We start from the raw sequence: 13,531 nt of genomic DNA, 5'->3' as shown, positions 1-13,531 counted from the left end.
TGTATGAGCGAACAAAATGTCATCACAGCATTATGTGTGAGAGAACAGACTGTGCAAGCCAGCGATTTTGAGCAACAGGTTTGGCTACATCATCAGCAGTGTGGTGATTGTTCCCACCAACGACTGAATGCCTTCCGTTTCACTAAGGAGATCAAGCTCTCCTTACTTTTAGAGGCCCTAGAACAGGTGATCCAATCATTGCCTATGCTCGATAGCCGTTACCAACTCACGGAAGATTTTGAACTGATTAAGCACAAGACATCTAAGAGGCAGAGAGTCGAATTGATACCATTCGATGGTCGGGATGAAGCGATTCAGTATCTGCTGAATTGGCAACATGAGCGCATCAACTTATCTTCGCAAGCTCCTATGGAATTTCGCTTATTATTGGGTGAGGAGCCAATACTGGCGATACGTCACCATCGCATTCTCGAGCAAAGTTTGAATTGGCAGACGGTGTTTCGTTTACTGAGCCGTTTTTATCATGGTGAACACAATGTTCAGGCAGGGACGCAGCCTAACGAGCTGGTGTGGCCACTCGCGCATCCACTCTATTTATGCCAAGAGCCACTCAAAACTGCCTATCAATGGCTTGCCACCTGTGAAGGGGTGAGTAATCGTATCGAATTACTGGGGAGTGAACGGCTGAAAACCATTCAACGTCATGCTGAGACAGTGCGAACCTCTGTGCCTGTAAAAGTCTTCGAACAACTGACAAAACATCAAGGGAGACAGGCCAGCCTTGAACATGGCGTGATGTTGCGAGCGGCGATTACCGCGTTTGCCCAGTTCATTGCCCAACTGAGCGGAGAGGCGGTGCAAACAATTTTTGCTCCGAAGCAGGTGATGCAACGTCATCATGAATTGAACGGCCGCGTTGTGCAAAGTGGCTTACAGTGTTTTACTCTTAATACTCACCATCAATGCCGTCGTGAACTACTGAATGAAGTCGAGCAGCAGTGGCAAATGGCGGAGTCTGGAACATTATCGCTCCCTCATGCTGAAGCGTTGAGTATCTTGGTCACTTGGAGTATCGATCCTGCGATACATTTGCGTGCGGAAAAAATGCCAGCAGAAACGCTGCGTTTTGCGCCTTTGCACAGTGACTTTGACCTGATTCTGGCTCTAGGAATAAGCTGTGACAACCACTTACTACTTGAACTGACCACGGGTGAACGTCTTTCACCGTATATTGGTAGCTGGTTGCTTGAGCAATTTATTGATTCTCTAGTGCAGGATATTCGTCCTGAATCCACCACGTCATCATGGGTACGCATGACACACCCAATAGATCGTCAAGTGAATGAGCGTGAGCACATCGCTAAGCGGATAGCTGAGGCATTTGGTCAGGCACTTAATGTGCCCGAGTTTTCTGTACATAACAATTTTTTCGATTTTGGTGGGCATTCTCTGATTGCTACCCGTGTGATCGGCAAGCTAAAAAGCGAACATCAAATTAAAGTGCATATCAACGACCTATTCAGCCAGCCAACGGCTTGGGGCTTGGCTAATCATGCGGTTGCGCTGAGCCATTCACTCGTTCAACCGATAAAAAATGAGGGGGCTCCGCCCATACGCACAAACGTACCGCTCTCTTTTGCACAGGCGTCACTGTGGAAAGCTTATGCTGCATTTGGTTACAACGAACTGTTTAATATTCCATTCGCGCTGCGTTTTTTAGATCGTGTTGATGAGGAGATATTCAGACAAGCTTTTGAAGATGTCATGTACCGTCATTCTGCACTGCGGACGCTTTTTATGATGGAGGGGGAAACGGTCAAACAGTCTGTAGTGCCAGAAAAAGAACTCAGTGACTATCGCTGGTTTTGGCACTCTGATGAAGCGGGTCAGGTTGATTGTCAGGCAGTACTCAATCAAGAGGCCGCGCACGTCTTTGATTTAAGTGCTGAATTGCCTGTTCGACTCCGTTTTGTACGAGATCAAACCTCGGGTATGCAGTACTTATCTTTCTTGTTCCACCATGTCGTACTGGATGAATGGTCGGTGAACTTGCTAATGGATGATTTGCGCGAGGCGTATCAGGCTAGGGCGAAAGGCTATGCGCCGAAATGGCAGAGCCAACCATTGGCGTTCAGTGAATACGCCATTCAGCAGCATGACAGCGGACGGAATGAATCCCACTTAGCGTATTGGTTAGCTCAATTTGAGGGGGTTCCACTCCATGTCCCGCTGCTGCCTAAGTTGCAAAATCAACCGAATTCTGAGCCCTCGGATGCCGGTGGCTGGGTAGAATTTAAACTCAGTACCGAAGTGGTACAAGGATTGTATCAGTTGGCTCGTGAGCAAGGTGCTTCACTGTTTAATGTGGTCTATGCCGCAATTTCGCTGACACTGAAACAGTTGGGTGCACCAAGTAAACTGATTGTCGGGACACCAATGTCAGGACGTATTGATGGCAATTTTTTTGACACGGTAGGCTATTTCACCACCTTGGCGATGCATGTGGTGCACTTTGATCAAGCACAGTCGGTGGCGGAATTGATTACACAGATAAAAAATACTATCAATCAATCGTTAGATTATGCTGATGTACCGATTGATTGGGTAGAAGATGCCTTACTGGGTGAACGGACACGTAAACAGCACCTATTTGAAGTGATGATCCAACTGCATGCGAAGAACAAGCTGCACGGAGAGCTGGTCGGCGAGCAGACCATGGTGCGATTTGAGCAGGTTGACCCAGAGAAGAGTGAGTCGGCGTTGGGCTTGCAGTTTGAGGTCATGGAAGAGCGTGTCGGTGGTGAAGATCGTATCCGAGTTTTGATGAGCTATCGTCGTGATCGGTATGGGGATGCTCAGGTCAAAACGTTAACACATACCACTCAGCGTATGTTAGAACGTTTTGCTCAGCCACAATCCGGCAATCAATGGATCCATGAGCTGCTCAATCTTGAGGAGCTTAGGTCATGAGTATTAAGCAGAATGCGCGTTTACAGGGTAGCCATTTACGTCTTGGCTATGAAAGTCATACCGTGTTTGATGATATTGATGTCTGTATTCCTGATCATCAATTCACCGTGATTGTCGGCCCGAATGGCTGTGGTAAGTCAACGTTGCTGCGTACCTTATGTCGTTTGATTAAACCTCAAGCGGGTCAGGTTTGCCTTGATGGTCATGATATTCATCAGTTTGCTACCAAAGCGTTGGCTCGTCAGTTAGGGCTTCTCCCACAAAGTGCAATTGCACCAGATGGAATTCGTGTGCTGGATCTCGTTGCTCGTGGGCGCTATCCACATCAGCAGTTGTTTCGACAATGGAGCTTGGAGGATGAAAGGGCGGTACACCATGCCATGCAAGTGACAGGGATTGCAACGCTGGCAGAACGACAGGTGGATGAATTGTCGGGAGGGCAGCGTCAGCGGGTATGGATTGCAATGGTATTAGCCCAGCAAACGCCTCTGCTATTGCTCGATGAGCCGACCACCTATCTTGATATCGCCCATCAGATTGAGCTGTTAGAGCTGTTTCGTGATCTCAATCGTAACCGTGGTCACACCTTGATTGCGGTGCTGCACGATCTCAATCAAGCCTGTCGCTATGCGGATCATATGATTGCGATGGCACACGGAAGAATTATTGCTGAAGGGAACCCCAGTGAACTGATCAGTGCGCAATTGGTTCGGGAAGTGTTTGGCTTGGAAAGTGTGATTATTGACGATCCGGTTAACCATACGCCGTTAGTGATTCCTTTGGGTCGAGAACGACATGAATGACACTTTTCTTCACTCGGCAATGCAGATCGAATTAGGGGGTTATACGCTGCACCTGCGCCCGTTTGATGTTGCGCGCTATTCACCTCAACAGCCGCTACCTTATTCGCTCACACAGCCAGACGACTTGCTGAGTGCGATAACGAAACGTCAGGCGGAATTTATCGCGGGTCGAGTTGCTGCGTGTGATGCATTGCAAGCGGCGGGCGTGACGCCGCAGAGGTTGAGTGTGGGTAAACATCGCGCTCCACAGTGGCCAGAAGGGGTGGTGGGGTCGATTTCACACAACGAAAATCTCGCGTTGGCGGTGGCGCAATATGTCGATAATGGGACATTACTGCTTGGAGTGGATGTGGAAAGTTGGATCGAGGCCCATTCATTGTCTCTGATTCAAGCGGCCATTGCTGATGGGCAAGAAGCCGCCATTTTGGATTCACTGTCGCTCAGTGCAACTCAGCGTATTACCACCCTGTTTTCGGCCAAAGAAAGCCTCTTCAAAGCGCTGTATCCAAGGGTACGCCGATATCTTGATTTTCAAGACTCACGCCTGATTTTGTGGGATGAATCGGCGAGTTATTTACTGTTGCAGCTGACCCATACTGCGAAAAAATATATTGGTGATGGGCGTGTTTTTCGGGTTGATTATCAATTAAACGAAGAGGCTGTGGTGACTTTAGCGCAACTCAGCCTCGCGGCTTAGCATTAGGTTAATTTTATCGGTGACGTCGCTATTTCTCGGTTATCCCTTGAGCTTCTCGACAAAGTTAAAGCGTCAATCACATCAGCCATGTCTAGATCTTGTTTTGAATAAGGGATGTGATAGAGCTGTTTATTGGCAAATAAAGTTAACTGAGCGGTTCGTCCTAAGGACTCGACTCCATCACGTTGTCCATGGCTAAGTAGAGCATGAACGACAAGCTCCCCTTCTTGCCAGGTAACGAGTTGAATGTAAGCGCTGCCAAAGAGAATATAAGGGAACCCTGTTTCACAAAGGGGGGCAGGCATTTCTCCATTGAGTAACCCTTCTTGATAAGATCCACCATGTAGAGGAATCTGTACGCCACCTGTCGTTTGGTATAGGACCTCTCCCCACGCTTTATCCAATGCAAAACCTAAACAATCCAGTTCACAAACGGTCTCTTCTAAGGCTTGTAAGATGATAGGGATATGTTTCGGGCTCATATCGAGTTGAGAGCCGAGTTCGGGATCGCCATTACTCGGGACGCGGAGAAGTTTTTTCTGAACAATTCGATTCCAAAATTGATGGAATAACAAGGCCCCTTTACTTTGAGAATTGTTTTTACGATCCCAGCGACGTAATACTTGACAAGCACGTTGCACGGCTTGGGATGAATGAACATTTTCTAACATCAGCAGATCATCGAGAAAGGTTTCAGCCGCATAATTACGATTGTCAAAGATCACGGGTAACACCTTTTCAGCCGTAATTGGGCCTTCTGCTAGCAGTTCTTTCATGCGCTGAGCCGACATGATGAGCCGAGGATCATAGTGCAATTTCGCGGCAATCGGTTTTCCTATTTGATAATTTTCTTTGTGCTGACCAAAAACGGAAGGATAGTCCGGCTGAGTTTTTCCATACTCGGTAAATTTGTAGCTATTGTTGGTGTTATGGATGATGCCACGCGAGAGAATGGTTGGGTAAAATGATGTCGGTGCTATTAATGGGTGGCCGTTAGTATCGCGTAATGATGCACAAGAACGTGTCCCATCAAGGACGTTAAAGGCGGCAGAATCATCATCCACATGGTATTGCTCCAGCTCTTGGTCTGAGATGGGCGGTACATTACCCGCGATGACATAAGCGATATCACCCGCCTTATCAGCCACAATCAGTTGGCATAAAATGCCACGATGATACTCAATTGCCGTAACAAATTCTCGGGTTGAAGTGGCATGGGCCGCTGCTAAAAATTGATCAAGCCCTTTGGCATTGTGCTCACCGGGGTTGGTAATGGCATACCACCCATCTGGTTTTCCGGGACGTTGGGGAAGGTAATAGAGCGGCCCCCATTCGGATTCAAGAAATTCATAACAGTGTGATGCAACCTGACCCGAATCTTCAAGAACTTCGATGACAATCGACTTTAGGGAGAGCGCTTTCTCTTGATCGTCCATTCGGTAGCGCCATGAATCTTGAACTCGGTTTATCGCCATCTTTTGTAACACAAAAGGGGTCACGGTGGCGGCATCTAAAATGCTCCAAGCAACATGGCGATTGTATCCCGTCATGGGAAAAGGAAAGCCAAGAAACGAGGTTCCTGCCACATCCAACTCTCCCGGAATGGTTAAATGGTATTGATGCATATAAATGCGTTGCTGATGGGGGGTTCGTTTCCATGCTGAATGTGGATTACCAAGTAAAATAGCGTGTTTCCCCTCAACCACATCACCGCCATAAGCCCAAGCATTACTGCCAAAACCCCCTTCCACTTCGATGGGCCTCGCATGAGGCGAATCATCAGCATGGTGGGGTGGGGTTTCGCGCCATTGAGTAGCAGAAGAAACGAGATATGGGCCGATTTCGACCAGCTCTTTCATAATGCCAAAACGCATTGCAGCACGAACCACATCCTCTTCTTCGAAATGCACAAGCACCTCGTCAGGGCTTATTGTTGCACGTTCTTCTTCTGTCATCTGGCTGACATAGTGGTTAAGACCAGCGACATACCCACGGATATATGCTCGGGTATTTTTGCTCAATTTATTCAGCTCATTCGCTACCCACGGTTTAGGCAGCCTTAGGCGGAACATTAAATCAGAGTTCAGATTGGTCGTTTTCAAAAATCCAATGGTGGAGAATTGTTCGGCTCCGTAGTGCTTAGAACGCTCACCACGTAGGGTAATAGCCTGCCCTGAGACTTCACATAAACGGTCTCGGGCATGGACATAACCGTATCCAAAGCCAAGACTTTCATAATCATTAGCGGTGATGTGGGGAACTTCATTCTCTGTCCAACGGATAGTGACCTGTTTGCATAGTGAGTTGTGCATGTCGTTTTAAGCCTATGATTGGGTAGCAACGCTCTGTCGTTGAGGGATGTAGGGTTATGCCGAGGTGGATTCTATGGATTGCTGAGGCGTTTGATCATGAATAAGCTCCCACCACTCCTTGAGCGTGACCTTTTCGATTAATTGAGCAAAGGTGAGATGAACGCCAAATGGACGCCATTTTTCTAACAGTACCATGGCCCTAATGGAATCGAGCCCGAGGAAAAGGAGATTCTCATTTACATCAACTTCATCCAGTTCAAGACATAAGGTATTGGCGACATCTAAGCACATCTGATCCAGTGTGAGGGCGGTTTTTTTCTCTGCCAGGCGTTGCTCAACCTCTGCCAGCGTTTGTATATTAGCCGCTCGCCCAGCAAGATAGTTTAGGGTATGAATATGATCGGCTTGGCTGAAATCAGCGATAGCATCGCCAATCACAAAAGGTTTTATATCGAGCATGAACGCATCCAGTGCTGTCGATAAAATTCCGATATGGCCATAGACACCACAGATGATCAGTTGATCTTTATTGTTTTCTTGCATGAACTGAAGTAAAGGCGTTTTTTTAAAGGCACTATAGCGCCATTTGACGTATTCAATGTCATCGTTTTCTGGTGCTAGTTCGCCAATAATTGCCGTTTCTTGCTGAAGTCCAGGGCCCCAGAAGTCGGTCAGGAGTGCGCGCTCATTCGGATCTTGATTTGCGGGCTGGGCGGTATAAATGACCGGAATTGCTAAACGTTTAGCAAGGGTTTTTAAGCGTTGAATGCGATGGATGACATCAGTCATAGGAGGGTGGTGGATGTCAAAGAAGTTTACGAAATACTCTTGCATATCATGAATGAGAAGAACGGCTTTTTCTGGATCGATTTGCCACTGAGTTTTATTGAGCGGGTAGTGTTCTGTATCTGGAAGTGTATAACTGGTAATGCGAGGAATAGCCATGAATCCAAATCCTTTGATCATTATATAAGCAGAGGCCGTGAGTCTGTGATGTTGTTGCATCAAAACGTTGAGAAACGGTTTTGATTTCAGGCACAGCAATATGACCTACCAAACTGACGGTGTTATCATTTCATGTAACGATAATACAAATGAAAACCATTATCAATTATCATTTGGTGATGGTCGTCAAATGTTGGTGTTTCGATTGGAATCATGACTAGGGTCAACAGACCCTAGGGAAAAGGCTTATCTCTTGTTATTTATTTTTCAATATCTTGCGGTATAAGCGAGAAAATTACCCCAGCTTTAGGTTCACCATTAAACAAAAATCGATTTCTCGCTAACTGTTCTTGTTTGGCACCACAAGCGACAGCTAAGTGTTGGCTCGGTAAATTTTCAGAATCGCAGACGATTTCTAAGCGAGTTAACTGTAACTGGCTAAAACACCACTCCGTGATGGCATTTAGGGCTTCTAGTGCCATCCCTTGACGTTGAAATGCATCGCCGATCCAATAACCTAGGCTTGCCATATTAAAGGTGGGATAGAATTCATTTATCGCGATCATCCCGACCAACTGTTGGGTCGATTTTTGAATAATCGCAAACCCATAAGCCCGGGCTTTTACCCAATTGAGCCGGGTCGCCAAAATAAAACGCTCGGCTTCTTCTTGAGTAAAGGTTGGATGGCACCAATCGATCCATTGATGGAGTGAAGGGGAAGTGCAAATTAACCTTGACAAGGCGGGTGCATCATCAAGTGTCATAAGGCGTAGATATAAGTGTTGAGTATTAATAAGAAATTCGCAGTGCATGGTTGGCCCAATCGGTGAGAGTAGAACGCCCCAGTAAGGGGCGTAAAAAACTATTGAACTCGGCGAACCTGAATAATGATGCCTAGCAGTGGGTGATCCAAATAGTGCGTTTCACTACTGCGCATGCGACGTTTTTGGTCTAAACGATAAGATTTAAGGAAGGATTCGGTTTCCATGGTCGGTGAAATGGCCGTGAGATGACCGACTTGAATGGTAGCTGCTGAGTCCTGTTCATTTTCAAGCGCAAGACGTTGATCATGCAACATGATTTCGCGTACGCTCGGTTTTTTTAGATCCAGTACTGCTTCGGCGTATAAAAAGTGCTGCACGTAAATCTGCAGTGTGCCATCTAGCTCATAAAGTGGTTGGCGAATCGTTTGTTCAACGACCCCATCGATGGGAGCTTCATCTTGCTCGATTGGTACTCGTTCACTACCATCTGGATTAAATTGTTGTGAGTAATCTTTCCCTGCTTGAATATGAAAAATAGGTGCACGCGTTCGACCTTGATCACCTTGTCGCCATGCGGTATGCAGCATGACTTGGAAACCGGCATGATTTCTTAAACGCTGGACTTGCTCATTAAGTTTGTAATCGGAGTAAGGGAGCATGATTACCCCTTTACTATTACGGTATTGGACATCATTAAAGCTTCCTGCTTGAGTAACCTTAATCTCAGGAAGCGTATTAGGCCACGACTCGTTAATCTGTTCTGGATTAACGGTACGTTGAAAGATGATCACTTCAATATCAAATTGCCGCTGTGCCAAACTAGGCATAGATACGAGCAAAAGTAGTAGTGGGATCAGTTGTTTCATTATGACTCCGTCATTGTGTGCCAGTTAGCACGTATTCTATTTTATCCGCAGCGCTGGCAACGGTTAGGCCGCAGGTAATAAATTCTGCTGGAATTCATTGAGCATGTCTGTAATAAATTGAATTCTTTCTCTTCTATCGACCAAAGTTCGAGTAAATTTAAACTTGGTTGGGCCATCCATTGCAAATAATTTTGGCTGAGCTTGCAATAGTTTAACCAAAAACATCGGGTTAATGTCAGCATTTGGATAGAACTCGATATAACCGCCTTTATCGTGCGCCTCAATTTTACGAATTTTTAACCTTGCTGCGGTCAGTTTAAGCTCTGCAATATTTAACAGATTTAAGGCAGCATCTGGTAATTTGCCAAATCGGTCAATCAACTCAACTTTTAATTCAGCGAGTTCATCTTGATGGAAGACGCTGGCTATTTGCTTATACATCGACAAGCGAGTATTAATATCGGGAATATAGTCATCCGGTAGCAGTGCTGGAATACGGAGTTCAATTTCTGTTTGCTCACGTAATAGCTCATCCAATGACGGCTCTTTACCCGATTTTAGTGCTTCAACCGCTTGTTCTAACATTTCCATGTACAAAGTGAATCCAATCGATTGAATTTGCCCACTTTGCTCGTCACCTAATAACTCACCTGCACCACGAATCTCTAAGTCATGTGTGGCTAAAGTAAAGCCTGCACCGAGATCTTCCAACGAAGCAATCGCCTCTAATCGTTTGAGTGCGTCTTTAGTCATCGCTTTCGGATGTGGGGTGAGTAAATAGGCATAGGCTTGGTGATGAGAGCGACCTACTCGCCCCCGTAGTTGATGTAACTGAGCCAGCCCTAATGAATCAGCACGGTTAATGATAATGGTATTCGCGGTTGGAACGTCAATCCCCGTTTCAATAATGGTGGTGCAGACCAATAAATTATATTTTTGGTGGTAAAAATCATTCATGATGCGTTCTAGCTCACGTTCTCGCATCTGACCATGTGCCACCGTAATTCGCGCTTCAGGAATGAGTTTTTCTAAATCGGCCGCCACTTTATCGATTGTTTCCACTTGATTATGTAAGAAGTAGACTTGACCACCGCGCATGATTTCCCGTAGTACGGATTCTCGAATGATACTCTCTTCACTTTGTCGCACAAAGGTCTTAATGGCTAAGCGACGGGCAGGAGGGGTAGCAATAATGGAGAGATCTCGCATACCACTCATCGCCATATTCAGTGTGCGAGGAATCGGGGTCGCGGTCAGTGTGAGAATATCGACATCGGCCCGCATGGCTTTGACTTTTTCTTTTTGGCGCACGCCAAAACGATGCTCTTCATCGACAATCAACAAACCTAAATCGGCAAACTTTAATTCGCTGGAAAGCAATTTATGGGTGCCGACGACAATATCAACTTTACCATCCGCCACATCCTGCATGATCGCTTTTTGCTCTTTGGCTGACTTAAAACGCGAGAGCACTTCTACCCGTACAGGAAGGTTGGCAAAACGATCGCGAAAATTTTCAAAATGCTGCTGCGCTAATAGTGTGGTGGGGACTAACACCGCAACTTGTTTACTATTGTCGGTACAGACGAAAGCGGCTCGCATTGCTACCTCCGTTTTACCAAACCCGACATCACCACACACCAAACGATCCATTGCTTTGGGTTGGCACATGTCTGAAAGCACGGCATTGATGGCCATTCTTTGGTCATCTGTTTCTTCAAATGGGAAGGTGGCTTTAAAAGTCGCGTATTGCTCTCGGTCAAGATGAAATTGATAGCCAGGTTTTAATTCCCGTTTAGCATACACATCCAATAATTCGGCGGCGACATCACGAACTTTTTCTGCGGCTTTTTTCCGAGCTTTAACCCAAGCTTCTCCACCCAGTTTATGCAAGGGGGCCGATTCCTCAGCCCCCCCAGAGTAACGGCTGATCAAATTCAAAGAAGACACGGGGACATAAAGCTTGGCTTCGTTTTGGTATTCGAGTGTGACGTATTCGGTGGTGATACCACCCGCTTCCAATGTTTGTAAACCAAGGTAACGACCAATTCCATGATCTAGGTGAACCACTGGCTGTCCGGGCTTAAGTTCTGCCAAGTTACGGATAACGGCATCACTATTGACATGTTTGCGATCTTTTTTGCGCCGCTGTACCACTCTTGCCCCGAATAAATCGCTTTCACAAATAAAGGCAACATCTTGGTCACGAAAGATAACGCCTTTTTCTGCTAAACCTTGTACGAGGGAAAACTTCTCTTGACTGTGCCAAGCTTGAGCAAAAGACGGATAAGCTTGTGGGCGAAGTTTTATCCGCTGTAACAGTTCTAATAGCGCTTCTCTACGTCCTTCCGATTCCACCGAAAAAATAATTTTTCCGTTAAATTGTTCACTAAATTGGCGCAGGGCACTTAGTGGTTCTTTTTGTTGATGCTGTACGGCCAGATCGGGCAATGGCGAAATATTGAGATTGCTGCGGCCAGATTTTTCATCAATCGACTCGCTAGAGAGTTGTAATTGAGGTAAGCGTTTGAGTTGAGTAAATAGCTCCTCTTTTTTTAACCATAATTCTTCAGGAGGCAGCAGGGGACGCAGAGGGTCAATATTACGCTGATCATAACGATAAGCCACGTCTGTTAAGAATTGATCAATGGAAGCCTCGAGATGCCCCAAGGTAATCAGTTGGCTATTTTCTGGCAAATAATCAAATAGGGTTTCTGTGTGTTCGAAAAAAAGGGGTTGCCAGTATTCAATACCTGCAGGCCAAGTGCCTTTAGAGACTTGCATATAAATAGACTCAGGCTCTCGACGCGCTTCAAACCGTTGTCGCCAGCGAGAGCGGAAAGCTTCTATTGCATTCTCTGTGGTTGGGAATTCATGGGCTGGTAGTAGCCTAATTTGCGAAATTTCTTCGATTGAGCGTTGATTTTCAGGATCGAAAGTTCGAATGGTATCAATTTCATCATCAAAGAAATCGATTCGATAGGGGGCTTGGCTACCCATTGGGAACAGGTCGAGAATCGAACCTCGGCTGGCATATTCTCCGGGGCCAAATACTTGATCAACATGGCGATAACCTGAATTTTCTAATTGGAGACGTAACTTTTCTAACGAATAGTGATCGCCTTTTGTCACCATGAGTGTGTGCTGGAGTAAAAAATCACGAGGGCTTTGGCGTTGTAATAGTGTGCTGATCGGCACAATCGTGATGCCACTACCTAATGAAGGTAACTGATACAGCCGAGCAATGCGATCGGAAATAATCTCTTGATGTGGTGAAAAGTTGTCGTAAGGGAGCGTTTCCCAATCAGGAAAAAGCGCAACAGGAACTTGGCTAAACTGCTCGATTTCTTGCACCAACCTTAAGGCGGTTTGTGGATCGGGCACCGCAAGTAAGGTGTGACTTGTATGGCGCTGTGCCACTTGGGCAATGGTGAGCGCTAAACTAGCGCCTAGTAAGTTACCTAGATATTTTTTGTCGCCCGGACCGCGAAGTTCTGGGAGGTCAAATAGAGTATTTGTCATCATGGGTCGTGTGGTTCGTTATGATTTATTTCGATCTAAAGAGCGCTGGCGTAGTAATTTTTGCTGGCAATAAAGTGCGGCTTTAATCAGTAAGTCTTGGTCATTATCACGCAATAAGGTGTATTTGACGGTAATGATGGCCGGGCTTTGCTCATCGTCACAACCAATGACTTGCCCATAACAGTATATTGCTGCCGCGGGATGCTCTATGAACAGTTTGAGCCGAAGCTGAGCGCCTAAGGCTAAGCGAGTGTTTGAGCGGTAAGTCAATTGGCTCGCGCCAAATGTGGTCGTGGTTGTACGCAGCGTAGGATCATCTTGCTGAGACAGCATAAAACTCAGCAGTAAATTCAACTTGCTATTTTGAGTTTCCAATAACTGAATTACGTGTTTAAAGTCACTGTGTTTTAACTCTAAGCGAGCGGCGTCATTTAATTGGTCTAATTGACTAAATTCACTGGCAACCACAAATGGAGTGGGAATCTCTGCTTCAAAATCCATTTGAGAAGGTAAAGTAAATTCAGCGGGTAGAGGCTCGACATTAATATTGAGTGCGTGGTGTACAGTAAAAAATTCTTGGTCAGTCATAGTTGGTTCCTTCTCACCTGTGTTGATTATCGTCATTAACGGCTAGGAATCAAGCTATGTCCTTGTTATGTGTGTCAATCAAACGATGACTTGCACAGATTTA

The 13,531-nt window shown here is 46.0% G+C and carries 9 protein-coding genes; 3 read left to right on the top strand and 6 right to left on the bottom strand.

Annotation, left to right across the window (positions count from 1 at the left end):
• Positions 1–3 precede the first annotated feature (3 nt).
• Genes CAG57_RS04360 through CAG57_RS04350 form a run of 3 tightly spaced genes read left to right on the top strand, consistent with a single transcriptional unit; the run spans position 4 to position 4,431 of the window.
• Complete coding sequence (locus CAG57_RS04360; protein ID WP_161426887.1) at positions 4–2,931, top strand: condensation domain-containing protein; 2,928 nt, start codon at positions 4–6, stop codon at positions 2,929–2,931.
• The gene (locus tag CAG57_RS04355; RefSeq protein ID WP_161426888.1) at positions 2,928–3,734 is read left to right on the top strand and encodes an ABC transporter ATP-binding protein; all 807 of its coding nucleotides are present in this window, start codon (positions 2,928–2,930) and stop codon (positions 3,732–3,734) included. The genes CAG57_RS04360 and CAG57_RS04355 overlap by 4 nt, the downstream gene beginning before the upstream one ends.
• On the top strand, positions 3,727–4,431 hold the full coding sequence (locus CAG57_RS04350) for a 4'-phosphopantetheinyl transferase family protein (protein WP_161426889.1): 705 nt from the start codon (positions 3,727–3,729) through the stop codon (positions 4,429–4,431). Before CAG57_RS04355 ends, CAG57_RS04350 begins: the two co-directional genes overlap by 8 nt.
• Positions 4,432–4,433: 2 nt before the next feature.
• On the opposite strand, the gene CAG57_RS04345 is transcribed toward CAG57_RS04350, so the two are convergent.
• The 6 genes from CAG57_RS04345 to CAG57_RS04320 form a co-directional block, all read right to left on the bottom strand.
• Positions 4,434–6,743, bottom strand: a complete 2,310-nt coding sequence (locus CAG57_RS04345) for a penicillin acylase family protein (RefSeq protein WP_161426890.1) — start codon at positions 6,741–6,743, stop codon at positions 4,434–4,436.
• Between the two features lie 54 nt (positions 6,744–6,797).
• Positions 6,798–7,688, bottom strand: a complete 891-nt coding sequence (locus CAG57_RS04340) for an isochorismatase family protein (protein ID WP_099612166.1) — start codon at positions 7,686–7,688, stop codon at positions 6,798–6,800.
• Between the two features lie 260 nt (positions 7,689–7,948).
• On the bottom strand, positions 7,949–8,500 hold the full coding sequence (locus CAG57_RS04335) for a GNAT family N-acetyltransferase (RefSeq protein WP_161426891.1): 552 nt from the start codon (positions 8,498–8,500) through the stop codon (positions 7,949–7,951).
• A 50-nt stretch (positions 8,501–8,550) separates the two neighbouring features.
• On the bottom strand, positions 8,551–9,318 hold the full coding sequence (locus CAG57_RS04330; RefSeq protein ID WP_099612168.1) for a peptidoglycan binding protein CsiV: 768 nt from the start codon (positions 9,316–9,318) through the stop codon (positions 8,551–8,553).
• Positions 9,319–9,381: 63 nt separating this feature from the next.
• Positions 9,382–12,843, bottom strand: a complete 3,462-nt coding sequence (gene mfd / locus CAG57_RS04325) for a transcription-repair coupling factor (protein ID WP_161426892.1) — start codon at positions 12,841–12,843, stop codon at positions 9,382–9,384.
• Between the two features lie 15 nt (positions 12,844–12,858).
• On the bottom strand, positions 12,859–13,428 hold the full coding sequence (locus CAG57_RS04320; protein ID WP_099612170.1) for a PilZ domain-containing protein: 570 nt from the start codon (positions 13,426–13,428) through the stop codon (positions 12,859–12,861).
• Positions 13,429–13,531 lie beyond the last annotated feature (103 nt).

Origin of the sequence: Vibrio sp. V30_P3S12P165 (assembly GCF_009904905.1) — a bacterium.
In the GTDB taxonomy this organism is placed as follows: domain Bacteria; phylum Pseudomonadota; class Gammaproteobacteria; order Enterobacterales; family Vibrionaceae; genus Vibrio; species Vibrio fujianensis.
This window is presented reverse-complemented; position numbering and strand designations above follow the sequence as displayed.